Below are 25,471 nucleotides of genomic sequence, written 5' to 3'. Positions count from 1 at the left end.
AGCCCATCACCGATGTACCGACCCGGCCACACTCACAGTCCTGATCCGAAAATGACTGGGGTAGGGCGAACGGGACCGTCGGCTCGGGGTAGGGCTGCGCCGAGTCGGGGACGGGCGAACGGTTGTGGGTCAGGCGGCCGGGGTGAGGGTGACGGTGTAGCCGAGCGCTTGGAGTTGGTGAACGTAGGCGCGGCGGCGGCGGTCGGGGTCGGTGCGTTTGGCGTGGAAGTCCGAGCCGAGGTCGATGAAGTGTGCGTCGGGATCGGACAGCAGATGCCAGATGATCACCAGCATGGAGCGGCCGACGGCGACGACGGCCCTCTTCCCTCCTCGGCGGCGGGCCAGGCGGCGATATCGCTCACCGAGGAAGGTGTCGGTCTTCGCCGCGCCAGCGACGGCCTCGCCGATGACCTTGGCCAGATAGCGGTTGCCGTGGCCGGTGCTGCCCGGTCCCTTCTTCTTGCCGGCCGATTCCTTGGTGGCCGGAGCGAAACGGGCCCAGGCGCACAGGTGTCCGGGGTGGGGAACCTGCCCATGTCCAAGCCGATCTCGGCCACGATCGCGCTGGCGGCGGCGCGGCCGATGCCCGGAATCTCATCCAGCTTCGCCACCGCGTGGCCGAAAGGGGCGACCATCTCCTCGATCATCGCCTCGAGCCCAGCAATATCGGCGGTCAGACCGTCGATGCGAGCCAGCATCGTGGTCAGCAGCCGCGCGTGGTGATCGGTGAAGTAGCCGGTGAACGCCTCTTCCAGATCGGTGAGCTTGCCCCGCATCCGCCCCCGGGCCAGCTGGGCCAGCACCTTGGGGTCCCGCTGCCCGCCGATCAGCGCGGCGAGCATGTCTCGCCCGGAGACGCCGAAGATGTCGCTGACCACCACCGACAGCTTGATCTGGGCGTCTTCGAGCAGCTTCTCCACCCGCTGCTTCTCCGCGGTACGCACCTCGACGAGATCGGCCCGGTACCGGGTGACATCCCGCAGCCGGCGGATCGGCGGCGGCGGCACGAAGCTGGGCCGCAGCATGCCGCGCTCGGCGAGCTTGCACAGCCACACCGCGTCCAGCTTGTCGGTCTTGGGCCGCCCGGGCAGGTGCTTGACGTCGCGGGCGTTGACCAGTTCAGGGTTCAGCCCGTGGGCCTCCAGCAGATAGAACGGAGGCTTCCAGTAGTCGCTGGTGGCCTCCATGACCACCTCGGTGACACCCAGCTCGGTCAGCCGGTCGACCATGACCAGCAGTGAGCGGGTCATCGTGCGGTAGGTGACCACCTCTTGCATCCGCCTGCCCGCGCGTTGCGGATGCGGCACTCGCACGCAGCACACCAGCTCGGCCTTGCCGATATCGAGCGCCGCGACCCGGGCGACGATCTCCTCGACCTGTTCGTCCTCGTTCAGCACCACGGCCTCCTCACCGGCGCCACCGTCACGGCGTCACCCGCGAGGACCGCTGGGCAAGAACTGCAATCTGATCCGCGTGCTCGAAGCGACAAGGAAGCGCCCACGACGCGGCCCTCGGCACCCTGCTCCCTCACGACCTCCCACGATCAAGGACAACCGGCGTCAGCGGGTGACCGACACATTTTCAGCGCGGAACGCGCGGCCGCCAAGGCCACCGATGCTCCCTCGTGGTCGACCGTGAGGGGGACCCTTCGTGATCAGGAGACCTGGTCATCCAGGGCCGGGGCTCACGCCATCGCGGGCTGGCGGTCTCCCATCGTGGTGGGCAGGCAGGCCCACACGTGCTTGCAGCCCTGGTCGACGTACCAGCCGTGGGCGACCGAGAGCCGCGCGACGAGGTGCAGCCCCATCCCGCCCTTGGCGGGATCGCGGTCGACCGCCGGCGCGGGCATGGTCTCCGGAGCCCGGTCGCTCACGTCCAGCAGCCACCCGCCGCTCCCGGCCACGACGGTCGCCACCACCGGTGACTCACCGTGCCGCAGCGCGTTCGAGGCGAGCTCGTCGAAGGCCAGGACCAGCCGCTCCCCGCGGTGTCCTCCTCCGCCGGCGGAAAGCCGGCCACGCCCAGCCGGTTGCGCAGGGCCGCGCGCGCCTTCGGCAGCTCGGAGAGCCCGCCGAGGTCCCAGCGCCACACCTCGCCGCGCCCGTCCGGCAGCGGGCGCAGTGGCCATGCGAGTCGACCCATCGACCTCTCCCCGGTTCGGCGCATCCAGGGCCAGGGGTGCCCAGCCGATACCGGCGTCAACCCTGCGGCGGTGGGCTTCCTGCCCCGTCGGGGTGTGCGGGGCCGGCCGGACGGCCACCAGCGCGACGTCGTCCTGCGGGGTGCCGCGCAGCATCCGGCGCAGGACGCCGTCGCACAGCTCCTCGAGCGGTGTGCCGGCGAGCTCCCGCAGGTGCCCGGCGAGCGCCGCGCTGCCCTCGTCGAGGCTGCTCCCTCGACGCTCCACCAGGCCGTCGGTGTGGAGCAGCACGGTGGCGCCGGCCGGGAGCGGCATCGTCGACTCCGTCCGGACGGCGGCGGCGTCGACGCCGAGCATCAGATCGCCGATCTCCTCGCCGAGGATCGTCACCGTGCCGTCGCCGGCGAGCACGATCGGCGGCGGGTGGCCGGCGTTGGCCCAGCGCAGCACGCCGCGCCCGCTCCCGTCGCGCTCGAACCGCGCGACGGCCGCCGTCGCGAACGTCTCGTCGTGCATCTGGGCGATGGCCTCGTCCAGCCCGCGCAGGACCTCGGCGGGCCCCCGCCGCTGTAGTGCGCGATCCCCGCAGCAGCCCGCGCAGCTGGCCCATGGCCGCGGCTGCGGCGGTGTCGTGCCCCACGACGTCGCCGATCACCACCATCAGGGACCCGTCGCGCTGGAGGAAGGCGTCGTACCAGTCGCCGCCGACACTGGCGGCCTCGGCGGCCGGGACGTACCGGACGACGACGGCGGTCTCCTCCAAGGCGGGAGGATCGGTGAGCAGGCTGCGCTGCAGCGCCTCGGCGAGCTGGGCCTGCTGGCTCTGGCGGTGCACCCGCACGATCGCCCGTGCCGCCTCCGCCGTCACCTGCCGGGCCGTGTCCATGTCCTCGTCGGACATGACCCGGCCGGCGTCCTGGTACAGCGTCAGCACCCCGACCGTGCGGGCCTCCGCCGTCAGGGGCAGAGCGACCGCGGTGACGGGGGCGAGCCGGGCGAGCAGATCGCGGGCGGGGCCGTCCTCCATCAGGTCGAGGACGGCGCCCACGGACTCGGTGACCGGTGTGCCCTCCCGCAGCGCCTGGGCCACGGGCGAGGTGCCGGGCAGCGTGTCCAGCCTGATCTGGGCGTATCGCTGGATCATCCGTCGTCGCGCCGGATCGCCGTGCCACGAGCCGACGTCGCTGGCCCGTCCTTCCCGGTCGACCAGCGTGACGATGCAGGCGTCGGCCAGGACCGGCACCACGAGCTCCGCCAGCCGGCCGAGTGCCGAGAGGGTGTCGAGCTGGCCGGACAGCTCCGCGGTGACGCGGGCGAGCAGCGAGGCACGGGCCGTGGCGCGGCGCGCGGCGTCCTCGGCGTCGCGCCGGTCGGTGACGTCGAGGACGTAGATGGCCAGCCCGTCCGAACCGGGCCACACCCGGATCTCGAACCAGCCGTCCCGGGCGCCGGGGTAGGCCGCCTCGAAGGTCGAGGGCCGCCCGGTGGCCGCTGCCGTGCGGTAGTTGGTCTCGAACACGCTCCCGACCATCCGGGGAACGCCTCCCACAGGGACTCGCCGATGAGCTGCGCCCGTGGCCGGCCCATCAGCCGCTCGGCCTCCGCGTTCACGTAGCGGAACCGCCAGCCGGCGTCCAGGAAGCAGAAGGCGGCCGGCATCGTCTCCAGGAAGCGCACGAGGTCGGTGTCCGAGCGTGGTCCGGCGCCCTCTCGCTGCCGGAGTTGCCGGTCGTCCCCCACGGTTCCCCCAGGTCGTCCTCGGTCCGGAGGTCCCGTGCGAAGCGTCCGGACCGGACCGCCTGGTCCCGACGAGTGTGATTGTGTCCATCCCCTCGGCGGCTGCCAAGGAGGCGCGGAACGGCCGCGACGGAATCCCGGCACACCGGATGGAGTGAGTCGAGGTGCTCGATCCCCGTGGTTTACGACGTAGACCCGGGCATGGGGCAGAGTGGCGCCATGATCCCGCACGAGGCGGCGCCCCCGCCCGGCGACCTCCTGGTGCAGGCCGTCGAGGGCATGGAGCGCCCGCTCTTCGTCCTGGACGAGAACTGGTGCGTCGCCTACATCAACCCCGCCGGCGCACGGGCCCTCGACCGCACGGTCGAGGGGCTGGTCGGCCGTCCCATCTGGGACGAGTTCCCGGACGCGGTGGGAGGTCCGTTCGAGCAGCTCTACCGCGGCGTCCGGGTCACTGGCGTCACGGCCTGTACGGAGGCGTGGTTCGAGCCGCTCGGCAGGTGGTTCCGGGCCGACGCCTTCCTCACCGAGGCGGGCCTGGTCGTCACCTACGACGACGTCACGGAGCGCCGCCGGGTGCTCGAGGAGCGTGCGGCGGCGATGTCCGCCCGCGAGGACGCCGCCGCGATGGCGGCGGCCGCCGAGGCCGCGGAGGAGGCCGGACGGCACCTCATGCTCCTGGGCGACATCAACCTGGCCATGACGTCGACGCTCGACACCGACGAGGCGGTCGCCCGGTTCGCGCACCTCGTGGTGCCGCTGCTGGCCGACATCTGCCTGGTCAGCGTGATCGACGCGGACGGGACCCGCCGCGACGTGGGGCGGGCGCACCGTGATCCCGCCAAGGTCGAGGCCCTGGACCGCTACACCGACGCGCGCGTCGCGTCCAACCGCGCGACCGCTCCGGTGCCGACCGCCCTGCGCGACCTGCGGCCGGTGATCATGCCCGCGCTGGCCGACGCCGACATCGACGCGATGGTCGCCGACGTCGAGAGCCGGGCTGCGCTGGCCGTGCTGGACGTCCGCGCGGTCGCGACCTTCCCGCTGGTCGCCCGGGGCGAGGCGTTCGGCGCCTTCACCCTGGCCAACACCTCCGGCCGCGGCGCGCACACCCAGGTGGAGCTGCGCACGGCCGAGATCGCCTCCCGGCGCGCTGCCCTCGCGCTGGACAACGCCCGGCTGGCCCGGGCCAACCAGCAGGTGGCCGAACGGCTGCAGCTGAGCCTGCTGTCCCCGCCGGTGCAGCCGGAGAGCCTGGAGCTCGCGGTCCGGTACCGCCCGGCGACCCAGGGCGTGTCCATCGGGGGCGACTGGTACGACGCCTTCCTGCAGCCCGACGGCGACACCGTCCTGGTGATCGGTGACGTCATGGGCCACGACATCGAGGCCGCCGCCGCCATGGGTCAGGTGAAGACGCTGGTGCGGGGATCGCCTTCGACCGGCTGGAGGAGCCGGCCGGGGTACTGCGCCGGGTGGACCACGCGCTGGTGGGTCTGGCCGTCCCGGCCATGGCCACCGCGCTCGTCTGCCGGATCGAGCAGGGGCCGGAGGACCGGGCGGCCGGAGTGCGCCGGCTGCGCTGGTCGACCGCCGGCCACCCGGAGCCGATGATGCTCCTGGCCGACGGCGCGGTCGAGGACCTGTCGGCCACCGTCGGTCCGCCGCTCGGCATCGGCTGGCTCGGGCCCCGCTCCGACGGCATCGCGGTGCTGCCCGAGGGAGCACCCTGCTGCTGTTCACCGACGGGCTGTTCGAACGCCGGGGGATGCTGCTCGACGAGGGGCGCGACCGCCTCCGCGACGTCCTCGGGGCCTGCGCCGGCCTGGACCTCGACCGGCTCTGCGACCGGCTGCTGGCCGAGATGCTCGGCGACGGCGTCGAGGACGACGTCGCGGTGCTCGCCGTCCGGGCTCACCCGGTGGGCGCCGGGCGTCCCGCGGAGGCCGGACCAGAGGTCCTCCCGCCCGCAGTGCCGCACCCGGTCTGACGGCCCCGTCCAGGGCACGGCCCCGAGCCTGCGAGCGCATGTGGCTCCGTCCAGAGGCTCGCCGCGAGCGTGCGAGCGGTGAGGAGGAGGGGTCCTTTCGCTAGTCGGGGTGGCGCAGCAGGTAGCGGCCGAAATGGGGGACCGTGAACGCGATCTGGCCCCGTTCCGCCGAGTAGACCAGTCCCTTCTTGATCAGCGAGTCGCGCGCGGGGAGAGGGACGCGGGCTTGCGGCCCAGGGAGACGGCGACCTCGGACGTCGCGACCGCGGCGCCGTGCGGGCCCCGAGCTCGGCCATCGCGTGCATGTACTCGCGCTCGGCCGGGGTGGCCCGGTCGTACCGGGAGCCGAAGAAGCCCACCGCCAGCTCGGCCTCGGCGACCGGTGCGGCCATGGCGACGTCGGCGGCGGTGATGGGGGAGGAGGCGGCGACGTCCCAGGTGACCTTGCCGTAGGCCTGCACGAAGTACGGATAGCCGTCGGCCGCCTCGTACAGGGAGTCCAGTGCGCCCGGCTCGAACTCCACGTCCTCCCGCTCGGCCGGCGCGATCAGCGCGCGGTCGGCGGCCTCGCGCTCCAGCCGGTCGATCCGCAGGTAGCGGAACAGGCGCTCCGAGTAGCTCTTCGAGGCGGACAGGACGGCGGGCAGGTGGGGAGTCCGGCGCCGACGACGATCAGCGGCGCACCCTGCTGGGAGAGCTCGTGGCAGGCGGCGCAGATGGCCGAGACGTCGTCGCTCTGCACGTCCTGCATCTCGTCGATGAACAGCGCGATGCCGCTGCCGATGTCGGCGGCCACGCCCGCGGCGTCGCTGAGCAGCTCGACCAGGTCGATCTCCATGTCGCCGGAGTCGGCCCGCCCGGTGGCCGCCGGGACGTCGATGCCGGGCTGCCAGCGGTCCCGCACCTTGGCGGCTGTGCCGTCGGAGCCCACCGATCCCCGCTGGGCGAACGCCTTGACGACGCCCAGGACCTCCTCCATCGACTCCTGGTCGCGGTGCCGGGGACCGAGCTCGCGCAGCGCCATGTGCAGGGCGGAGGACACCGGACGGCGCAGCGACTGCTCGGGTCGGGCCTCGATCTTGCCGGTGCCCCAACCGCGGGAGATGGCGGCCGAGCGCAGCTGGTTGAGGAGCACCGTCTTGCCGACCCCCGCAGGCCGGTGAGCACCAGCGACCGCTCGGGGCGACCGTGGGCGATCCGCTCGAGGACGACGTCGAAGGCCGACAGCTCGGTGTCCCGACCGGCCAGTTCGGGCGGTCGCTGGCCGGCGCCGGGCGCGTACGGGTTCCGCACGGGATCCATGTCGAGCACCGTATGGCGTTCTCTAGCCGGATCCGTAGAGATCGGTAGAACGGTGTAGCGCGTGTCGCGGAGGATCAGCGGGACGGCGGGTCGCGACCGTCGAGCCAGCAGCGGATCGCGGCGACCTGCCGGTCGAGCGTCGCCGAGGAGGGGCCGAGGAACGGCACCTCGGTGACGTCGAGGCGCAGGCGGGTGCCGTCGTCGAGCAGCAGACCGACGGCCCAGCCGCGGGTTGCTCGGTCGACCCCGACGCCGTCGATCCGGTCGCGGGGGACGACGTGGGTCGACCAGGCGTTGCGCACGGTGAGCCGCCCGTCCGCGGTGCCGACGACGCCGGCGAAGAGGAGGCGGCCGACGACGGCGGCCACGAACAGCGCGACCACTCCGCCGGCCACGAGGAAGCCGGTCGCCTGCTCCTGCAGGAAGAACACCGACAGCCAGGCGACGAGGAGGACGGGGCCCAGCACGCGCACCCAGGCCGGCGGCCGGATGCTGAGCGGCTCCTCCCTCTCCCTCACGGCGCGATCATCCCGGCGCGGGCGGTCACCTTCCATTCCCGCGCTCGGACGGCGGGACGATCGACGGCGTGCCGCGCAGGCCGGCGAGGTGCGCCTCGAGGACCGCGCGGGCCCGATCGGCCGGCAGCGCCGCCGGGCGGGTGAGCGCATGCAGGGCGAGCCCGTCCAGGACGGCGTACAGGCGTTCTGCCTCCAGCGGGACGTCCACCCCGAGGGGCTCCTCCGCCGCCTCGGTCAGGGCGACCACGACCGCCGAGCACAGGCCGTGGAGGTCCGCCGCGGCACGGTCCCGCAGCGCGGCGAGGTCGGGGTCGACGAGCGCCCGTGCGACCAGGGCGAGCCAGACCTCGGCCTCGGCGCGTCGCTCGTCGTCCAGGGGCAGGGTCTCCTCGAGCACGGCGAGCACGTGGCTGGGCAGCAGCGGGCCGTCGCCCACCACGGCCTCGATCCGGGCCCGGGCCCGTTCCGTGACCAGCAGCATGGCGAAGCGGAGCAGCGCGTCCTGGGTGGCGAACCAGTGCCGGAGAGCGCCCATCGAGGTGTCGGCCTCCCGAGCGACGGCGCGGACGGAGGCGCCGGTGACGCCGTCCCGCCGGATCACCCGCCAGACGGCTGCGGCGAGCTCCCGGCGGCGCTGCTCGGCGTCGACGATCCTGGGCACGCCTGTTGATAGCACAGTCGTGCTACTTTCCGTATGGCAGCACACCTGTGCTGCTGAGCCAGGAAGGGCTGCATGGGCATCGAGCTGCTGGTCGCGCTCGCGGGGCTGGCCCTGGTCGACAGCACGAGCATCGGCACGCTCCTCCTGCCGCTGTGGTTCATGCTCAGGCCCGGCCGGGTCCGGGTCGGCCGGATGGTGCTGCTCCTGGGCACGGTGGCCGGCTTCTACCTGGTCCTGGGCATCGCGCTCCTGCTCGGTGCGGGATGGCTGCTCGACCCGCTCGCCAGCGCCCTGGAGAGCACCGCAGGCCGCTGGGTCCAGCTCCTCGTCGGCGTGGTGCTCGTCGTCCTGGGCGTGACCATCGAGCCGTGGACCGCCGCGGGGAAGGAGCGGAAGCGGGCCGCTCGAGCCCGCCGCGGTCCCGGTCGGCTGGCCCGGATGCGGGACCGGGCGCGCGCCGACGGTCCGCTCGGGGCCGTGGTGGCTCTGGGACTCGTGGCGGCCGCCCTCGAGGCGGCCTCGATGGTCCCCTACCTCGCCGCGATCGCCCTGCTCGCGACCTCCGGCTCCGGCCCGGGTGCCTCCACGGTGGTACTCGCCGGGTACTGCCTGGTCATGGTGCTGCCGGCCCTGGTCCTGCTCGTCGTCCGGACGGCGCTCGACGAGCGGCTCACCCCGGTGCTCGCCCGGCTGGAGGCGTGGCTGTCCCGGAACTCCCGGGAGACGCTGGCCTGGGTGTTGTTCCTGCTCGGCCTGTACGTCGCCGGTGGTGCGCTCCCGCTCTCGTAGCCGCCCGGCAGGCCCGTCCGCGACGTCCGGCACCTGAGCCGGACGCGGGCAGGCGCCCCGAGGTCCCCACTCGACGGGCCGCCGCCGCTAGCGTCGCCGGCGTGATCACGTTCCTGCTCAAGGTCGTCGTCTTCGCGGCCGCCTTCTACGGGCTGACCTATTTCGACGTGCTGCCCGGTCTCGAGGTGATCCCGAACCCGGACGGGCCGATCGGTGAGTACGGCAGCTACCTGTGGATCGGGCTGATCTTCGGCGTCGTGAACGCGATCGTGGGTCCGATCCTCCGGGTGCTCTCGCTGCCGTTCGTGCTGCTCACCCTGGGGCTCTTCCTGCTGGTCATCAATGCCGCGCTGCTCGCCCTGACGGCCGGGATCACCGACCGTCTCACCATCGACGGGTTCGGCACCGCGGTCATCGGTGGCCTCATTCTGGCGGTCGTCGGCTGGGTGGCCGACCAGTTGCTCGACCGCTGAAGAACACCCCGTCCCTCCAGCCCTTCGCAGGCTCGGAGCGAGACTCTGGACGGGGCTCCGGCCACGGGTCCGTAACGAATCCGCGTCGCCAGGAGAAGTGGCCCGGATCGCAGTAGCGTGGCCTGACATGGCCAGCACCACCGTCGTACCGGCGTCGCCGGTCCGCGGACAGGACGGCGGGCCCTCGGGCGGTACCCAGACCGAGCTCGCCGCACTCGAGGCCGCCCGCGACGAGAAACGGCAGCTCCTGGAGCGGGCGGCCGCCGCCGCACGGTCGTCCGGGCGCGAGCTGCCGACGGGGTGCACCGCCGACGACCTGCCGGCCCTCCTGCAGCGCTACTACTGGAGCGAACCGGCGGCCGAGGTGCTCGGTCACGATCCCGCAGAGCTCGCCGAACTCGCGCTCGGCCACCTGCGCCTCGCCGAGGTACGGCCCCGGGATCGGCGACGGTCGGCGCGCACGCGCTGCCCGATGGTTCGGCCCGGGGCGGTGGGGTGGGTGGCAACACCGTGGTCCGGCTGGTCACCGACGACATGCCCTACCTGGTCGACTCGGTCACCGCCGAGGTCGTCCGGCAAGGCTTCGCCCTCGCCCACGTCGTGCACCCGATCGTCGTGGTCCGCCGGGATCTCCGGGGGCAGATCCTGGCGTTCTGCGACAGCGGCGTGGCCGCGGGGTGCGGCGCCGACGCGCTTACCGAGTCCTGGATGGCCGTCGTCCTGGACGGGCCGCTGGACGACGAGGCCTGCTCCGACCTGGTCTCGGGCCTGCGCACCGTGCTGGACGACGTCCGGGCGGTCGACGAGGACGCCGAGCGCCTGCGGGCCCGGCTCCTCGAGCTGGCCGGCCGGCTCGACGAGTTCGTCGGCAGCTCCTCCCGCTCCGGGGCGGACGCCGACCCCGCAGACGACCCCGTCGAGGCCGCCGAGCTGCTGCGCTGGCTGGCCGACGGCAACTTCGTCCTGCTCGGGGCGCGGGAGGTGGAGCAGACGACGGGGCGCGGGAAGCCGACCGCCGCCGTCGTCCCCGGCAGCGGACTGGGCGTGCTGCGCAGCGACACGGACATGAGCGAGCCGACGGTGCGGCTGCCCGAGGCCGTCCGGACCCTGGCCAGCGCCTGCTCACGGTGACCAAGGCCGACACCCGCTCGCCGGTCTACCGGCGGGCGTGGCTGGACCTGATCGCGGTGACCCTGCCCGCGGACCGCCAGGGACGCGGGCGGCAGTTCCGCTTCGTCGGGCTGTTCCCGTCCACGGCGTACACGACCAGCGTCATGGACGTGCCCCTGGTGCGCCGGCGGGTGGCCGAGGTCATCGCGCGCTCGGGCGTGCCGGCCGACAGCCACACCGGCAAGGAGCTGCTCGAGGTCCTGGAGACCTATCCGCGCGACGAGCTGCTCCAGGTCGGCACCGACGAACTCCTGCCCGTGGCCAACGCCGTCCTGCACCTCCAGGAGCGCCGGCAGACCCGGCTGTTCCTCCGGCAGGACCCGACCGGCCGGTTCTGGTCGGCGCTGGTCTACCTGCCCCGCGACCGGTACACGACGGAGGTCCGGCTGGCCATGCAGCAGCTGCTGCTGGAGCGGCTCGGCGGCGGCAGCATCGAGTACAGGGCGCGGTCCACCGAGTCCGTCCTCGCCCGGTTGCACTTCGTCGTCCGCGTGCCGCAGGGCCGCCGGGGCTCCTCCCCGAAGCCGATGACCGTCGACGTCGAGGCCCTGCAGGCCGAGCTGGCCGCGGCCGCCCGCAGCTGGACCGACGAGCTATCCGAGGCCCTGCACGCCCGCTACGGCGCCGAGGCCGAGAAGCTCCTCGCCCGGGTGGCCGACGCCTTTCCCTCCGGCTACCAGCAGGACTTCTCCGCCGAGCAGGCAGTCGACGACCTCGCCCGGCTGGACGGCCTCACCGCCGGGCAGCTGTCGATGCGGCTCTGGACCCCGAAGGGCGCCGCGGCGGGGAGCGGCGGCTGAGCATCTACCGGGTGGGGCAGCGGCTGCTGCTGTCGGAGGTGCTGCCGGTCCTGCAGAACATGGGCGTCGACGTCGTCGACGAGCGGCCCTACGAGATCGACCGCATCGGCGCACCGCCGACCTGGATCTACGACTTCGGCGTCGCCGTGCCGGCGGTCGAGCTGCCGCTGCTGCGCTCGCTCCCGGAGCGGTTCACCGAGGCGGTCGGCGCGGTGTGGCGCGGCGACGCCGAGGACGACGGCCTCGGGGCGCTGGTCCTCCTGGCCGGCCTGAACTGGCGGCAGGTCACCGTCGTGCGGGCCTACGTGCAGTGGCTGCGGCAGGCGGGGCTGCCGTTCGGGCAGGCCTACGTGGAGCAGACGCTGGCCGCCCATCCGGACGTCGTGGCCCGCCTGGTGCTGCTGTTCGAGACCCGGTTCTCCCCGGGCCGGGTCAACGGCCGGGCCAAGCGCCAGGAGGAGCTGGTCGAGGCGCTGCAGGCCTCGATCGGTGAGGTGGCGTCGCTGGACGCCGACCGCGTGCTCAGCTCGCTGCTCGCCGCCGTCATGGCCACCCAGCGCACCACGTACTACGCGGGCGGCCCGCTGGCGCTGAAGCTCGACCCGCACGCCGTGCCCGACCTGCCCGAGCCGCGGCCGGCCCGCGAGGTGTGGGTCAGCTCGCCGCGCGTCATGGGCATCCACCTGCGCTTCGGCGCCGTCGCCCGCGGCGGGCTGCGCTGGTCCGACCGCCGGGAGGACCTGCGGACCGAGGTGCTCGGGCTGGTCAAGGCGCAGATGGTGAAGAACACCGTCATCGTGCCGACCGGGGCCAAGGGCGGCTTCGTGGTCAAGCAGTCGCTGCCGGACGGGGCCTCCCGCGACGCCGTGCTCGCGCAGGGGCAGGCCTGCTACCGGGAGTTCATCGGCGCGCTGCTGTCGCTCACCGACAATCTGGTGGACGGGAAGGTCGCCCCGCCGGAGAAGGTCGTCCGGCACGACGGCGACGACACCTACCTCGTCGTTGCGGCGGACAAGGGGACGGCGACCTTCTCCGACCTGGCCAACTCGATCGCCATCGAGCGCGGGTTCTGGTTGGGTGACGCGTTCGCCTCGGGGGGTCGGTCGGCTACGACCACAAGGCCATGGGTATCACCGCCCGCGGGGCGTGGGAGTCGGTCACCCGGCACTTCCGCGAACTCGGGATCGACGTCCAGGAGCAGGACTTCACCGTCGTCGGCGTCGGTGACATGTCCGGCGACGTCTTCGGCAACGGGATGCTGCTGTCCGAGCACATCCGGCTGGTGGCTGCCTTCGACCACCGCCACGTCTTCGTCGACCCCGATCCGGACGCGGCGGCGTCCTTCGCCGAGCGCACGCGGCTGTTCGGGCTGCAGCGCTCCTCCTGGGCGGACTACAACCGGTCGCGGATCAGCGCCGGGGGCGGGGTGTGGCCGCGGACGTCGAAGGCGATCCCCGTCTCGGAGCCCATGCGGGCCGCGCTCGGCATCGCCGACGGCGTCGAGACGCTCACCCCGGTCGAGCTGATCCGGGCCATCCTGCTGGCGCCGGCGGATCTGCTCTTCAACGGCGGCATCGGCACCTACGTGAAGGCGTCGACCGAGAGCGCCCTCGACGTGGGAGACAAGGCCAACGACGCCGTCCGGGTGGACGGCGAGCAGCTGCGCGTGCGGGTGGTGGGCGAGGGCGGGAACCTCGGGCTGACGCAGCGCGGGCGCGTGGAGTACGCGCTCACCGGTGGCCGGGTGAACACCGACGCCATCGACAACTCGGCGGGCGTGGACACCTCCGACCACGAGGTGAACATCAAGATCGCCCTGAACCGGGTGGTGGACGACGGCGAGATCGACGCCGCCGGCCGGGCCGCGCTGCTGGGCGAGATGGCCGACGAGGTCGCCGTCGCCGTCCTCACCGACAACCACGACCAGAACGCCACCCTCGCCGTCGAGGCGTCCTCGGCACGCAGCCTGCTGGACGCCCACGAGCGCTTCCTCCGCGCGCTGGAGCGGTCCGGACGGCTGGTCCGCAGCGTCGAGGCCTTGCCCGACGACCGCGCGCTCACCGAGCGCCGGCGGGACGGGCAGGCGCTGACCAGCCCCGAGCTCTCGGTCCTGCTCGCCTACGCCAAGCTCGAGGCCGGCGACGTCGTCCTGCAGACCGACCTGCCCGACGACCCCGCGCTCGAGGACCTGCTCGCCGGGTACTTCCCCACCCGGCTGCGGGAGCGCTTCCCGGCCGCGATCACCGGTCACCCGCTGCGGCGGGAGATCGTCGGGACCGCGCTGACCAACCGCGCGGTCAACATCGCCGGCACCACCGGGTTGTTCCGGCTCTCGCAGGAGACCGGTGTGCCGCTGGACCGCGTGGTGCGGGCGCACGTCGTGGCCCGTGCGGTGTTCGACGTCGACCGGCAGTGGGATGCGGTGGGCAGGCTGGACAACGCCGTCTCGGCGACGACGCAGGTCGAGCTGCGCACCGAGGCCACCAGGCTGGCCGAGCGGACGGCGCGCTGGCTGCTGCGCCAGCCCGACCTCGTGGCCGATCCTGCGCCGCCGGTCGCCGCCGTGCGGGACCGGTTCGCCGCGTCCGTCGCGGCCGTGCGCGCCGGCCTGCCGGACTGGCTGCTCGGGAAGGAGGCCGAGGGCTACACCGCTCGCGTGGCCCGGCTGGAGGAGTCCGGGGTACCGCCCGAGCGCGCCGCCGAGGCCGCCGCGGCGCCCCTGCTGCCGGCCGCCCTCGACCTGGCCGTCGTCACCGAGCGGACCGGTGCGCCGATCACCCTGGCCGGGCCGGTCATGCAGTGCCTGTCGGAGCGACTGGGGCTCGTGCCGCTGCGCGAGCTCGTCCTCGCACTGCCGCGCGACCGACGCTGGCCGTCGATGGCGCGGGCCTCGCTGCGCGACGATCTCGCGGCGGAGACGGCGTCGCTGACCGAGGACGTCCTGGGCGCGCGCGGTTCCGACGACGACGACCCGCAGGAGCTGGTGGGCGCCTGGGCGGAGGGCTGGGACGCCACCCAGGCGCGCTCGGCCGCCCAACTGGGCGACATCGCGTCCGGTGACCGGCACGAGCTCGCCGAGCTGCTGGTCGCCGTCCGGACGCTCCGCGGACTGCGCAAGCGCCGCCAGGCCCGCCGCATCCCCCGCCCCGCCGAGAAGTGACCCGCGCGATTCGCCGACTGCGACGAACTCGTGGCCATCACCCCCTGATCGCCACGACTTCGCATGACTCGAACCCGGAACGTCCGTGCCACCCGGTGCCTGCCAGGCGAGTGGTTCCCCGGCCATGGCCGCAACGCCGGCCGGAATGGCTGGTCGTGCCTTCGCCTGGAGGGAGGAACAATTCCGTCGCCCGGTGGAGCGGGCGACGTGGCCCACGGGGCGAGGCGCGACCGCGCGGATGTGGCGTCTCGCGGACACGGGTGCTCCGTCCGTGGTGACGGCGCTGCAGACGAGCTCCGGGAACGGCGCTCCGCGGAGTCCGAGACCGGCTCAGCTGAGGAGTCTGCACGATCATCGAGTTGTCTAGGGCTTGCGCTAGAGAGCTGTAGAACACGGCATTCACGAGACCGTCACGCGGAGCGGGTTCACTCGGCCGGCACGGGTACAGGTCCGGGCGACCTGTCATCCAGCCGAGGATCTCTCTTGCCGTTGCGCCCTCTCGTCCGAACCGACGGATACCTGCCCATCGAGGACCACGGGCTGATCGGCGACGGGCTCACCTGTGCCCTCGTGGCGCGGGACGGGTCCATCCCTGGCTGTGCCTGCCGAACTTCGACAGCCGCCCGTTCCTGGCGGGGATCCTCGACGTCGACCGCGGCGGCACCCTGGACGTCACCCCGGTCGGACTCCAGGGCTCTCGGCAGCGCTACCTGCCCGACACCGGGATCCTGGTGACCGAGATGCAGGGCCCGGACGGACGGCTGGAGCTGACCGACTGCCTGACGCTGCGGTCGGGTGCCGATCTCTCCGAGCCGGTGCCTTCCGGCCGCGGCGAGCTGCTGCGCCTGGCCCGGGCGGTGGGAGGCACGGTCGAGGTCGACGTCCGGCTGACCCCCATGGACGGCGTGCTCGTGCGTTCGGAACTCGGTGCGTGGCGGATCCACTGGGCCGCCCAGCCGGCACTGGAGATCCTGTTCTCCGCCTCCCAGCCGCTCACCGTGGCAGGCGACGGGTCCATCCGCGGGCGGGTCACCCTGCGCGAGGGCGAGCAGCTGACCGTCGCGCTGCAGTGGTCGGGGCAGACCCACACCCGGATCCGCACCGAACCTGAGCGGCTCATCGAGCAGACTGCGGCCGCCTGGCGCAGCTGGGCCGACCGCCTGGAGTACGCGGGGCCGCAGACCGAGCTGGTCCGCCGGTCCGCCCTGACCCTGAAGCTGCTCGACCACGCGCCGACCGGGGCGATCATGGCGGCGGCGACGTCGTCCCTGCCCGAGGAGATCGGCGGCGTCCGGAACTGGGACTACCGCTACACCTGGGTGCGGGACGCGGCGTTCTCCAGCTACGCGTTGCGACGCATCGGTATGCAGGACGAGTCCGACGCCTTCCTCGCCTGGACGCTGCGCAACATCGAGCGCGACGACCGCGCCAGCATCGTCTACACCCTCGACGGCAAGCGCCCCGGCATGGAGTGGCAGGACCTGGCGCTGTCGGGCTACCGGGGTTCGGCGCCGGTCCGCTGGGGCAACGGCGCGGCACGGCAGGTCCAGAACGACGTCTACGGCGAGCTGCTGGACGTCGCCTACCAGTGGGTGCGCGCCGGAGGCGCGCTCGACGAGCCGCTCTGGGGTGCGCTCCAGGAGCTGACCGAACAGGCGATCGGCCAGTGGTCGACGCCGGACAACGGCATCTGGGAGATCCGGGACGCCGGGCGGCCGTTCACCTACTCGGTCGCGATGTGCCACGTCGCGGTCGACCGGGCGCTCCGCATCGGCGAGATCTGCGGTCTGCCGCATCCGCGCGAACGATGGCGCCACGAGGCCGACCGGATCCACGCGACCCTCCTCGAGTCGTCGTGGGACCCGGACCGGGGAACCTTCACCGAACACCTCACGCCTCCGGGGCAGGGCGACCGCGGCGGGCTCGACGGCTCGCTGCTCACCCTGCCGCTGCGCGGGATCGTCCGGGCGGACGATCCCCGGATGGTGGCCACGACGGAGGCCGTGCGCCGCTATCTCGATGCCGGCGACGGGCTCCTCTACCGGTACCTGCACACCGAGTCCCCCGACGGCCTGGCGGGAGGCGAAGGTGCCTTCCTGCTCTGCAGCTTCTGGCTGGTGGACAACCTCGTCGGCCAGGGACGGCTCGAGGAGGCGCACGAGCTGTACGACTCGCTGTGCGGGCGCGCCACCGAGCTCGGCCTCCTGGCCGAGGAGATCGACCCGGCGACCGGGGCGTTCCTCGGCAACTTCCCGCAGGCGTTCAGCCATGTCGGGGTGATCAGCAGCGGGTGGAACCTGGCCCGGGCCGAGGCCGCGGCAGCGGGCGGGACCGCACGATGACGCAGGCGACGTCCCGGTCGTTCGTGATCCTCGGGGGCACAGGAGACCTCACCGGCCGGCTGCTGCTGCCGGGACTGACCGAGCTTGTCGACGCGGGCGTCCTCGCCGACGGGGTGGACGTCCTCGCGGTCAGCCAGGAGGACTGGACCGACGACGAGTACCGGGCATGGGCCCGCGAGCGGCTGGCCGAGCACGCCGGCCACGTGCCCGAGGCGTCACGCGACCGGATCGTCGCGCGGCTGGGCTACCGGCACGGCGACGTGACCCTCGCGGCCGACCTGCGGGCCGCCCTGGCGCGCGTCGCGGGAGCCCCGGTCGTCTACCTGGCGTTGCCGAACACCGTGTTCCTGCCCACGTTGGAGGCGCTGGCGGAGGTCGGGCTTCCGGAAGGCGCCGTCGTCGCCGTCGAGAAGCCGTTCGGACGGAACCTCGCCGACGCGCGCCGGCTCAACGCCGTCCTGCACCGGCTCCTCCCCGAGGAGTCGGTCTTCCGCACCGATCACTTCCTCGGCATGCAGACGGTGCTCAACATCCTGGGGCTGCGGTTCGCCAACCGGGTGTTCGAGCCGCTGTGGAACGCGACGCACATCGAACGGGTCGACATCGTGTTCGACGAGACCCTCGGCCTCGAGGGGCGGGCCGGCTACTACGACACGGCCGGTGCGCTGAAGGACATGCTGCAGAACCACCTGCTGCAGATGCTGGCCGTCGTCGCGATGGAGCCGCCGGCCGCGGTGGACGCCCGCAGCCTCGCCGCGCGGAAGGCCGACGTGCTGCGGGCCGTGCGCGCACCCGAGGACATGCGGCGGGACACCGTGCGCGGCCGGTACATCGCCGGGACGGTGCAGGGTCGCCCGCTGCCCGCCTACGCGACCGAGGACGGCGTGGAGCCCGACCGCGGCACCGAGACCTACGCCGAGTACACCGTCGGCATCGACAACTGGCGGTGGGCCGGCGTCCCGTTCCGGCTGCGCTCCGGGAAGGCGCTGGGCGCCGACCGGCACGAGATCGTGCTGCGGTTCAAGCCCGTGCCGCACATGGCGTTCGGCGGCGGGGCGCCCGAGCCCGACGTCCTGCGGCTGCGGCTGGACCCCGACGGGATCGCGCTGGAGATCAACCTCAACGGCGCGGGGGACCCGTTCGACGTCGAGCGGCGCTCCCTCGACATCGCGCTGCCGCCCACCCGGCTCTCGGCCTACGGGCTCCTGCTCAAGGAGCTGCTCGACGGCAACGCCGCCCTGTCGATCAGCGACGTCGAGGCGGAGGAGTCCTGGCGGATCGTCGAGCCCATCCTGGCCGCATGGGCCGCAGACGAGGTGCCGCTGCAGGAGTACCCGGCCGGCTCCGACGGTCCCACGTCGCACCTCTGACGTCCCGCCTTCGCCGCGCCCGGCGTTCCCGCCGTCATGCGCCTGGTGGCGGTCATCCGCGCCGCATAACCGCGTCCATTCGCATATCGGCGGTTCTCGCGCCCTCTAGCGCCACGGCTAGAGAATCGTAGAACGCCTCAGAGAGCGGGACGGCGCTCGCCGAAGCGGGTGGCCTGCTCGAAGGCATGACCCACCTCGAGCACCCGGCGGTCGGCGCGCGGTGCCCCGATGACCTGCAGGCCGACGGGCAGCCCGTCCGGCGTGAAGCCGCCCGGGACCGACAGCGCCGGGCAGCCGGTCGCCGAGATGACGGTGCAGGAGCGCATCCACTCCAGGTAGTTGTCCTGGTGGACGCCGGCGATCTCGGTCGGGTACTCGATCTCCACCGGGAAGGGCAGCACCTGCGTCGTCGGCGCCAGCAGGACGTCGTACCGCTCGAAGAACGCGACCATCCGCTCGTAGAGCTTCGTGTGCAGCTGCTCGGTGCGGGCCAGGTCGGAGCCGGTGAGCTTGGCACCCAGCCCGGCGTTCCAGCGGATGGACTCCTTGACCTTGTCGGGCGACCGCCGCGAGATCTCGCCGAAGGACGCGTCGAACAGCCAGGCCCGCAGCGTCCCGAACACGTCGTCGGCGCCGGACAGATCGGGGCAGGCCTCCTCCACGGAGGCACCCAGGGACTCGAAGACGTCGACCGACGGCGCCAGCACCGCGGTGATCGCCGGGTCCACGGTCACCTGGCCACCCAGGTCCGGCGCCCAGGCCACGCGCAGGCCGTCGAGCCGGTCCGGCAGCGGAGCGGCGAAACCCGCCGGGTCGTCGGGGAGCGAGATCGGGACCCGCCGGTCGGGCCCGGCCAGCGCCGACAGCTGCAGGGCGACGTCGGCGACAGTACGGCCCATCGGCCCCTGCACGGACAGCTGCGACCAGGCCATCGGTGCCGGCCAGGTGGGCACCCGGCCCGGCGTCGGCCGCAGCCCCACCACGTTGCAGAACGCCGCAGGGTTGCGCAGCGAGCCACCCATGTCGCTGCCCTCGGCCAGCGGCACGAACCCAGCGGCAAGTGCCGCCGCCGCGCCGCCCGACGAGCCGCCCGCCGACAGGCCGTGCCGGTAGGGGTTGTGGGTTGCGCCGAACAGCGGGTTGAACGTGTGCGAGCCGGCGGCGAACTCCGGCACGTTCGTCTTGCCGACCCGGATCGCCCCTGCCCCCACGAGCCGGGCCACCACCAGCTCGTCGCGCAGCGGCACGGTGTCGGCGTGCAGGGAGAGCCCCAGGTGGTGCGCATGCCGCCCGTCGCGTGCGTGTCCTTGTGCGCGACCGGCAGCCCGTGCAGCGGGCCGACCGGGTCCCCGGCGGCCAGCGCCGCATCGGCCGCGTCGGCGGCAGCCCGGGCACCCTCGGCGTCGAGGGTGACGACGGCGTTCACGGCGGGGTTCAGCCGGTCGATGCGGTCCAGGTGGGCCTCGAGCAGTTCGCGTGCGGAGATCTCGCGGGTGCGCAGCAGTGCGGCCAGCTCGGTGGCCGGCCGGTTGCACAGGTCGTCGGTCGTCACCGGACGAGCCTGTCATGTTCTCCCCGCCCGCCCGACCGATCCCCCCAGTGGCGCGGGGGAACAGCCACGGGGAACGATGGTCGTGATGGACGGCGAACGAGACACCGGCGCGACGGCCGCGAACCAGGCCGGGACCACCTTCGAGGAACTGGGGCTGCGGCCCGAACTGCTGGCCGCCCTGGCGGGGCTGGGCTATGAGGAGGCCACCCCGATCCAGCAGGAGGCGATCCCCCGCTGGTGGAGGGGCGGGACCTGCTCGGCCAGGCCGCCACCGGCACCGGGAAGACCGCAGCCTTCGCGCTGCCGGTCCTCCAGCGGCTGACCGCCCACCGCAGGGACCGGCCACCGGTGGCCCTCGTGCTCGTCCCCACGCGCGAGCTCGCCGTCCAGGTGTCGGAGGCGCTGCACCGCTACGGCAAGGACCTCGGTGCCCGCGTCCTCCCCGTCTACGGCGGCGCCCCGATCGTGCGCCAGCTGCGCAGCCTGGAGTCCGGCGTCGACGTCGTCGTCGCCACGCCCGGCCGGGCGCTGGACCTGCTCAACCGCGGCAGCCTCCAGCTCGGCGACGTCGCCACCGTGGTCCTGGACGAGGCCGACGAGATGCTCGACATGGGTTTCGCGGAGGACCTCGAGGCGATCCTCGACGAGACGCCGCAGGACCGGCAGACGGTGCTGTTCTCGGCGACCATGCCGCGGCGGCTGGACTCCCTGGCCCGCCGCCACCTCCGCGACCCGGTCCGCATCACCATCGCCAAGGAGCAGACAGCGGCCGGGGAGGCACCGCGGGTCCGGCAGACCGCCTACGTCGTCCCCCGGGCGGCCAAGCCCGCCGCGCTCGGCCGGATCCTCGACATCGAGGCGCCGACGGCGGCGCTCGTCTTCTGCCGCACCCGGGAGGAGGTCGACTCCCTCACCGAGACTCTCAACGGCCGCGGCTACCGCGCCGAGGCGCTGCACGGCGGGATGAGCCAGGAGCAGCGGGACCGGGTGATGGGCCGGCTGCGCGGCGGGACGGCGGACCTGCTGGTCGCCACCGACGTCGCGGCCCGCGGCCTGGACATCGAGCAGCTGACGCACGTCGTCAACTACGACGTCCCGTCGGCGCCGGAGTCCTACGTGCACCGCATCGGACGGGTGGGCCGGGCCGGACGGGAGGGCGTGGCGATCACCCTCGCCGAGCCGCGCGAGCACCGGATGCTGAAGACCATCGAGCGGGTCGCCGGAAACCCGATCTCGGTGCAGACCGTCCCGACCGTCGCCGATCTCCGGGCCCGCAAGCTCGACCTCACCCGGGGTGCGCTGCGCGAGACGCTGCTGGGGAGCGACCTCGACGGGTTCCGGGTCGTCGTCGAGAGCCTGGCCGACGAGTTCGACCTCATGGAGGTCGCGCTCGCCGCGGTGAAGCTGGCCCACGAGGCGGGAGGCGGCGGGGACGACGACGAGGAGATCCCGCAGGTCACCTTCCGTCCCGACTCCGGCACGCGGCCGGGCGCCCGGGGAGCGGACGGGACGCCGGCGGCACCCGGCCGCGGCGATCGGCCGGTGGCCCGGCGGCGCGGTTGTTCGTGGGGCTGGGCCGGGAGGCAGGGATCCGCCCGGGCGACCTGGTGGGCGCGATCACCGGCGAGACCGGGCTGACCGGCCGCGACATCGGCGCGATCGAGATCCACCAGCGGTTCGCCCTGGTGGAGGTCCCCGAACCGGCCGCGAACGAGGTGATCCAGGCGTTGAAGGCCACGATGATCAAGGGCCGGAAGGCGACCGTGCGCCGCGACAAAGCCTGACACCCCGGGGCATAGGTACCTATACCTGCGTTCTGGCCCCCGATCCGCAGGTATAGGTACCTATGCCTCAGGCGGGAGTGTGCCTCAGGCGGGAGTGCGGGCGTCCGGGACGTCAGGCGGCACTCGGTTCGGGCCCGCCTCCGCCGGACGCGGCCGGTCCTGCCGGTGCAGCCGGACGGCGACCAGCGCCACGTCGTCCTCGGGTCGGCCGTGCACCAGCCGTTCGAGCAGTTCGTCGAGCATCTCCTGCAGCGGCAGGCCGGCCAGCTCGATGAGGGCGTCGCGCAGCCGGACCAGGCCCGAGTCGAGGTCGGCGTCCCGGCGCTCGATGAGCCCGTCGGTGTAGAGCAGCACCGTCGAGCCGCGGTCGAGCGTGACCACGTTCTCCCGGCGGCGGGTGTCCGCGTCCACTCCCAGCAGCAGGTCGCCCCGCCAGGTGGCGAGCTCGGCCACGGTGCCGTCCGGGTTCACCACCAGCGGCGGCAGGTGGCCGGCGTTCGCCCAGCGCATCCGGGTGAGGCCGCGCTCGTACTCCTCGGGGGTCTGCTCGAACCGGGCGATGGCCGCGGTGGCCAGGGTCCCGGTCTGCAGGGTGGCCATGGAGGCGTCCAGGCCGCGGAGGACCTCGACCGGCCCGGCGTCGCTGTAGGTCGCGATCCCGCGCAGCAGGCTCCGCAGCTGCCCCATCGCGGCGGCAGCCTCGGTGTCGTGCCCGACGACGTCGCCGATGACGAGCATGGTCGTGCCACCTGGCTGCAGGAAGGCGTCGTACCAGTCCCCGCCGACGCGCGCGGCCTCGGCGGCCGGGAGGTACCGGACGGCGATCTCCGCGTGGTCGGGCTCCGGTGGCTCGGTGAGCAGGCTGCGCTGGAGGCCCTCGGCCAGCTGTTGCTGGGCGTTGTAGAGCCGGGCGTTGTCCAGTGCGAGCCCGGCGCGGTCGGCGACGTCCTGGGCGGTGGCCAGGTTCTCGTCGGCGACCTCGGTCCCCGGCCGGAAGTAGACGGTCAGCAGGCCGAGGGTGCGTCCGCGACCCCGCATGGGGAGAACCACCGCGCTGTGCGGGTCCAGGACACGCACCACGTCCCGCGCCTCGCCGGGAGGGAGCATGGTGCGCACGGTCTCGCTGCACTCCCGGACCGCCTCGCCGCTGACCAGGGCCCGGGCGGCCGGTGAGACGGCCGGCATGGAGTCCAGCCGTACGGCGGCGTACCGCTCCAGCAAAGGGCGGGCCGCTGGGTCGGAGTGCCAGGATCCGACGTCGCGCGGCCTGCCGTCGGGGTCGACGACGGTGACGATGGCGAAGTCCGCGAGGGCCGGGACGACCACCCTCGGGAGGTGGGCGACGGCCGCGGGCACGTCGAGCGTCCGGGCGAGCTCGGCGCTGACCTGGGCGAGGATCGCCAGGCGGCTCGCCGAGCGCTCCGCCCGGTCCTGCATCCGCCGCCGTTGGGTGATCTCCAGGAAGTAGACCGACAGCCCGTCGGGAGAGGGCCAGGCGCGCAGCTCGTACCAGCCGTCGAGGGGGCGGGGTAGTAGGCGTCGAAGGACACCGGCGCACCGGTGCGGACGGCGTCGCGGTAGCTGTCCTCGAAGATGCTGTTCACCGCGGCGGGGAAGGCCTCCCAGATCACCCGGCCGAGGAGCTCGTCGCGGGTGGCCCCGAGCAGTCGCTCGCCCTCGGCGTTGACGTGGGTGAACCGCCACTCGCGGTCGAGACTGTAGAAGCCCGCGGGCATCGCCTCGAGCACCCGGGTGACCAGGGCGGCGCCCTCGCGCTCGCCGGTGGTGTCGTAGGCGGCGCCCAGGACCCGGACCGCGGTGCCGGCGGAGCCCACGAGAGCGCGGCCCCGGGCGTGCACCCAGCGGGTCTCGCCGTCCGGCCGGACGACCCGGTACTCGGCGTCGTACTCGCCGCAGGTGTCGATGCACTGCTGGAGCGCCTCGGTCACCCGCTCGAGGTCGTCCGGGTGCAGCCGCTCGTTGAACGCGTCGATGGTCTGCTCGAACGTCTCGGGCTCGTACCCGAACATCGTGATCAGCTGGTCGTCCCAGGACAGCAGCCCGCTCGTCAGTTCCCAGTCGAAGGTGCCGATCCCCGCGGCGTCGATCGCCAGGCCCCATCGCACGCGGTCGTTCTCGTACTGCTGCACGAGGGCGGAGAGCTCGAGCTCGGTCACGGTCGACTCGGCCAGCTGGTGCAGGGTGGCGATGTCTGCCTCGGACCACTCGCGGGCCGCCGGGCCGAACACGCACAGCGCGCCGATCACCAGTCCGGCGGACGTCGTCAGCGGCGTGCCGAGGTAGGCGCCGATCTGGCCGGAGGCCACCGGCGGCAGGTCGCGCACCCGCTCGTCGCCACGGGCGTCGTGGACGACGAGGGCGGTGGCGCCGGCGGCGGTCACCGTGCAGAGGGAGTTCTCGAGCGGACCCTCCTGCCCCACGGAGCCGGGCGGCAGCCCGCCGCCGGCGGCGACGACCTGGACGTCGGTGAGCAGCGAGATCTGGCTGCCGGGCGTGCCGAGCAGCCGACCGGCGAGCTCGGCCAGCCGGTCGAGGGCATTGCTCCCGCGGTGCAGGGGACGCAGTCGCCGGGCCTCGTCGAGCCGGGCGGGTTCGCGGCGCAGTTCCGCCGCCGCACGTTCACCGGATCGCGAGAGCCCGGAGAGCGTTCGGTCTGCCGTTCGGTCCACGATGCCCTTCCACCCGGAGCAGCCGGGGAGTGCAGCGGGGCGGCCCCCGAGCTGGAGACGCACCCTGTCGGGACAGTTATTGCACGTGAGTTCCGTTGGACGCAACCAACCCGGAGAAAGGTGACGTCCCCGACACCGACGGCGGCCGTCAGGGAGCAGGGACGACGAGGGTCAGGGCCCGTCCACCCTCATGTTCCACGTGCAACCCCGCCCGTCGCAGGAGCCTCCTGAGTCGCACGACGTCGTCGGGCTCGGCGGTCGTCAGGGCGAGCAACCGGGCGACCCGGCCCTTGTGCGCCTTGTTGAAGTGGCTCACCACCGACCGGGACCCGTCGGGCCGCTCGCTGAGCACCTCGAGGGTCACGGCGCCCGGAACCGGCGCGAGAGCGGCGTAGGAGCCGCTGCGCAGGTCGACCACCAGTTCTCCGATCGACGCCAGGACGGGGGACAGCGCCGGCCGCCACAGCGCCCGCAGGGTCGGCAGGCCAGGGAGCGCCGAGCCGGCGGACAGCCGGTAGGCCGGGATCGGGTCCTCGCCCCGGACGAGGCCGAACAGGGCGGAGCCGACCGCCAGTCGCCGTCCGGCCCGGGCCCGCTGCACCCGCGTCATGGCCCCGACGTCCAGGGCGTCGTAGAGGACCCCGGTGTAGCGCTCCAGTGCCGGGCGGGTGGGGCTGGTCCACAACTCGGCGTTCCTGGCGATCTCGGCGTCCTGCTTCGGCGAGAGGCCGAGGGCGGCGCGGGAGGCCGGGACGTCGCCGGCGAGCTTCACCACTGCCTCGGCGATCTCGGTCCGCACGCCGGTGAGCTCGGGCGCGGTCAGTGCGGCGAGTTCGAGCGGTCCCCTGTCGCCACCGGGGGCCTTCGTCTCCGACGGCGGCAGCAGCACGAGCACGAGAGGCGAGGTACGTGCCGCCGGCGTCCGCCCGGGAGGTTCCGCGTCGTGCAGGCGGAGAGCCAGACCATCCAGGCGACCCATCCGCCACGTTCCCGCTG

The 25,471-nt window shown here is 73.4% G+C and carries 21 protein-coding genes and 8 pseudogenes; 16 read left to right on the top strand and 13 right to left on the bottom strand.

Features of this window, described 5'->3' with window-relative positions:
* Positions 1-129: 129 nt before the first annotated feature.
* The 6 genes and pseudogenes from U6N30_RS34895 to U6N30_RS34880 all read right to left on the bottom strand — a co-directional run bounded on the left by U6N30_RS34895 (position 130) and on the right by U6N30_RS34880 (position 3,817).
* Positions 130-1,400: pseudogene (locus U6N30_RS34895) on the bottom strand (IS110 family RNA-guided transposase).
* Positions 1,401-1,684: 284 nt separating this feature from the next.
* On the bottom strand, positions 1,685-1,939 hold the full coding sequence (locus tag U6N30_RS29220) for an ATP-binding protein (RefSeq protein WP_324278533.1): 255 nt from the start codon (positions 1,937-1,939) through the stop codon (positions 1,685-1,687).
* Positions 1,870-2,142 carry a hypothetical protein gene (locus U6N30_RS29215; RefSeq protein WP_324278628.1) on the bottom strand — a complete coding sequence of 91 codons (273 nt, stop codon included), beginning with the start codon at positions 2,140-2,142 and terminating at the stop codon, positions 1,870-1,872. The genes U6N30_RS29220 and U6N30_RS29215 overlap by 70 nt, the downstream gene beginning before the upstream one ends.
* 166 nt (positions 2,143-2,308) lie before the next feature.
* Positions 2,309-2,656, bottom strand: a pseudogene (locus U6N30_RS34890) (PP2C family protein-serine/threonine phosphatase); the annotation flags it as partial.
* A gap of 106 nt (positions 2,657-2,762) precedes the next feature.
* Positions 2,763-3,383 (bottom strand): annotated as a pseudogene (locus tag U6N30_RS34885) (GAF domain-containing protein); the annotation flags it as partial.
* Positions 3,281-3,817 carry a PAS domain-containing protein gene (locus U6N30_RS34880; protein WP_422677998.1) on the bottom strand — a complete coding sequence of 179 codons (537 nt, stop codon included), beginning with the start codon at positions 3,815-3,817 and terminating at the stop codon, positions 3,281-3,283. The pseudogene U6N30_RS34885 and the gene U6N30_RS34880, both read right to left, overlap by 103 nt.
* Positions 3,818-4,078: 261 nt before the next feature.
* Between U6N30_RS34880 and U6N30_RS29205 the strand changes: the two are divergent.
* The 4 genes and pseudogenes from U6N30_RS29205 to U6N30_RS29195 form a co-directional block, all read left to right on the top strand.
* Positions 4,079-5,296, top strand: a pseudogene (locus U6N30_RS29205) (PP2C family protein-serine/threonine phosphatase); the annotation flags it as partial.
* A 53-nt stretch (positions 5,297-5,349) separates the two neighbouring features.
* Positions 5,350-5,490: pseudogene (locus U6N30_RS34875) on the top strand (histidine kinase); the annotation flags it as partial.
* Positions 5,457-5,864: a SpoIIE family protein phosphatase gene (locus tag U6N30_RS29200; RefSeq protein ID WP_422678159.1), complete on the top strand. Its 408-nt coding sequence runs from the start codon at positions 5,457-5,459 to the stop codon at positions 5,862-5,864. The pseudogene U6N30_RS34875 and the gene U6N30_RS29200, both read left to right, overlap by 34 nt.
* Positions 5,865-6,137: 273 nt before the next feature.
* A complete protein-coding gene (locus U6N30_RS29195) occupies positions 6,138-6,317 on the top strand; it encodes a hypothetical protein (RefSeq protein WP_324275025.1) in 180 nt (59 codons plus the stop codon).
* A 94-nt stretch (positions 6,318-6,411) separates the two neighbouring features.
* Here the strand turns inward: U6N30_RS29195 and U6N30_RS29190 are convergent, their stop codons facing one another.
* The 3 genes from U6N30_RS29190 to U6N30_RS29180 form a co-directional block, all read right to left on the bottom strand.
* Positions 6,412-6,999, bottom strand: coding sequence for an ATP-binding protein (locus tag U6N30_RS29190; protein WP_324275024.1), 588 nt, complete (start codon positions 6,997-6,999; stop codon positions 6,412-6,414).
* Between the two features lie 241 nt (positions 7,000-7,240).
* Positions 7,241-7,684 (bottom strand): hypothetical protein, encoded by a 444-nt coding sequence (locus U6N30_RS29185; protein ID WP_324275023.1) that lies wholly within the window; start codon positions 7,682-7,684, stop codon positions 7,241-7,243.
* 25 nt (positions 7,685-7,709) lie between these two features.
* Positions 7,710-8,345 carry a TetR/AcrR family transcriptional regulator gene (locus tag U6N30_RS29180; protein ID WP_324275022.1) on the bottom strand — a complete coding sequence of 212 codons (636 nt, stop codon included), beginning with the start codon at positions 8,343-8,345 and terminating at the stop codon, positions 7,710-7,712.
* A gap of 72 nt (positions 8,346-8,417) precedes the next feature.
* Here U6N30_RS29180 and U6N30_RS29175 point away from each other — a divergent pair, with 72 nt between their 5' ends.
* The 9 genes and pseudogenes from U6N30_RS29175 to U6N30_RS29135 all read left to right on the top strand — a co-directional run bounded on the left by U6N30_RS29175 (position 8,418) and on the right by U6N30_RS29135 (position 18,449).
* Positions 8,418-9,134, top strand: a complete 717-nt coding sequence (locus U6N30_RS29175; protein ID WP_324275021.1) for a GAP family protein — start codon at positions 8,418-8,420, stop codon at positions 9,132-9,134.
* Between the two features lie 101 nt (positions 9,135-9,235).
* Complete coding sequence (locus U6N30_RS29170) at positions 9,236-9,607, top strand: phage holin family protein (RefSeq protein ID WP_324275020.1); 372 nt, start codon at positions 9,236-9,238, stop codon at positions 9,605-9,607.
* A 495-nt stretch (positions 9,608-10,102) separates the two neighbouring features.
* Positions 10,103-10,738 (top strand): hypothetical protein, encoded by a 636-nt coding sequence (locus U6N30_RS29165; RefSeq protein ID WP_324275019.1) that lies wholly within the window; start codon positions 10,103-10,105, stop codon positions 10,736-10,738.
* Positions 10,735-11,577 carry a hypothetical protein gene (locus U6N30_RS29160; RefSeq protein ID WP_324275018.1) on the top strand — a complete coding sequence of 281 codons (843 nt, stop codon included), beginning with the start codon at positions 10,735-10,737 and terminating at the stop codon, positions 11,575-11,577. The genes U6N30_RS29165 and U6N30_RS29160 overlap by 4 nt, the downstream gene beginning before the upstream one ends.
* Before the next feature lie 11 nt (positions 11,578-11,588).
* A pseudogene (locus U6N30_RS34870) lies at positions 11,589-13,462 on the top strand (NAD-glutamate dehydrogenase domain-containing protein); the annotation flags it as partial.
* Positions 13,457-14,737 carry an NAD-glutamate dehydrogenase gene (locus U6N30_RS34865; protein ID WP_422678158.1) on the top strand — a complete coding sequence of 427 codons (1,281 nt, stop codon included), beginning with the start codon at positions 13,457-13,459 and terminating at the stop codon, positions 14,735-14,737. The pseudogene U6N30_RS34870 and the gene U6N30_RS34865, both read left to right, overlap by 6 nt.
* A gap of 483 nt (positions 14,738-15,220) precedes the next feature.
* A complete protein-coding gene (locus tag U6N30_RS29145) occupies positions 15,221-15,472 on the top strand; it encodes a hypothetical protein (RefSeq protein ID WP_324275016.1) in 252 nt (83 codons plus the stop codon).
* Between the two features lie 5 nt (positions 15,473-15,477).
* Positions 15,478-17,079 (top strand): glycoside hydrolase family 15 protein, encoded by a 1,602-nt coding sequence (locus U6N30_RS29140; RefSeq protein WP_324278531.1) that lies wholly within the window; start codon positions 15,478-15,480, stop codon positions 17,077-17,079.
* The gene (locus tag U6N30_RS29135) at positions 17,076-18,449 is read left to right on the top strand and encodes a glucose-6-phosphate dehydrogenase (protein WP_324275015.1); all 1,374 of its coding nucleotides are present in this window, start codon (positions 17,076-17,078) and stop codon (positions 18,447-18,449) included. The genes U6N30_RS29140 and U6N30_RS29135 overlap by 4 nt, the downstream gene beginning before the upstream one ends.
* A gap of 137 nt (positions 18,450-18,586) precedes the next feature.
* Here the strand turns inward: U6N30_RS29135 and U6N30_RS29130 are convergent.
* Positions 18,587-19,875: pseudogene (locus U6N30_RS29130) on the bottom strand (amidase family protein).
* Between the two features lie 211 nt (positions 19,876-20,086).
* Between U6N30_RS29130 and U6N30_RS29125 the strand changes: the two are divergent.
* Genes U6N30_RS29125 through U6N30_RS29115 form a run of 3 tightly spaced genes read left to right on the top strand, consistent with a single transcriptional unit; the run spans position 20,087 to position 21,785 of the window.
* On the top strand, positions 20,087-20,323 hold the full coding sequence (locus U6N30_RS29125) for a DEAD/DEAH box helicase (protein WP_324275014.1): 237 nt from the start codon (positions 20,087-20,089) through the stop codon (positions 20,321-20,323).
* On the top strand, positions 20,239-21,639 hold the full coding sequence (locus U6N30_RS29120; protein WP_324275013.1) for a DEAD/DEAH box helicase: 1,401 nt from the start codon (positions 20,239-20,241) through the stop codon (positions 21,637-21,639). The genes U6N30_RS29125 and U6N30_RS29120 overlap by 85 nt, the downstream gene beginning before the upstream one ends.
* Positions 21,609-21,785 (top strand): DbpA RNA binding domain-containing protein, encoded by a 177-nt coding sequence (locus tag U6N30_RS29115; RefSeq protein WP_324275012.1) that lies wholly within the window; start codon positions 21,609-21,611, stop codon positions 21,783-21,785. The genes U6N30_RS29120 and U6N30_RS29115 overlap by 31 nt, the downstream gene beginning before the upstream one ends.
* An 84-nt stretch (positions 21,786-21,869) precedes the next feature.
* On the opposite strand, the gene U6N30_RS29110 is transcribed toward U6N30_RS29115, so the two are convergent.
* The 3 genes and pseudogenes from U6N30_RS29110 to yaaA all read right to left on the bottom strand — a co-directional run bounded on the left by U6N30_RS29110 (position 21,870) and on the right by yaaA (position 25,370).
* The gene (locus tag U6N30_RS29110) at positions 21,870-23,222 is read right to left on the bottom strand and encodes a PP2C family protein-serine/threonine phosphatase (RefSeq protein WP_324275011.1); all 1,353 of its coding nucleotides are present in this window, start codon (positions 23,220-23,222) and stop codon (positions 21,870-21,872) included.
* A 146-nt stretch (positions 23,223-23,368) separates the two neighbouring features.
* Positions 23,369-24,475 (bottom strand): annotated as a pseudogene (locus U6N30_RS29105) (PAS domain-containing protein); the annotation flags it as partial.
* Positions 24,476-24,623: 148 nt separating this feature from the next.
* Positions 24,624-25,370 carry a peroxide stress protein YaaA gene (yaaA, locus tag U6N30_RS29100; protein WP_324275010.1) on the bottom strand — a complete coding sequence of 249 codons (747 nt, stop codon included), beginning with the start codon at positions 25,368-25,370 and terminating at the stop codon, positions 24,624-24,626.
* Positions 25,371-25,471: the final 101 nt, after the last annotated feature.

It is taken from the genome of Blastococcus brunescens (assembly GCF_035320885.1).
In the GTDB taxonomy this organism is placed as follows: Bacteria; Actinomycetota; Actinomycetes; order Mycobacteriales; family Geodermatophilaceae; genus Blastococcus_B; species Blastococcus_B brunescens.
This window is presented reverse-complemented; position numbering and strand designations above follow the sequence as displayed.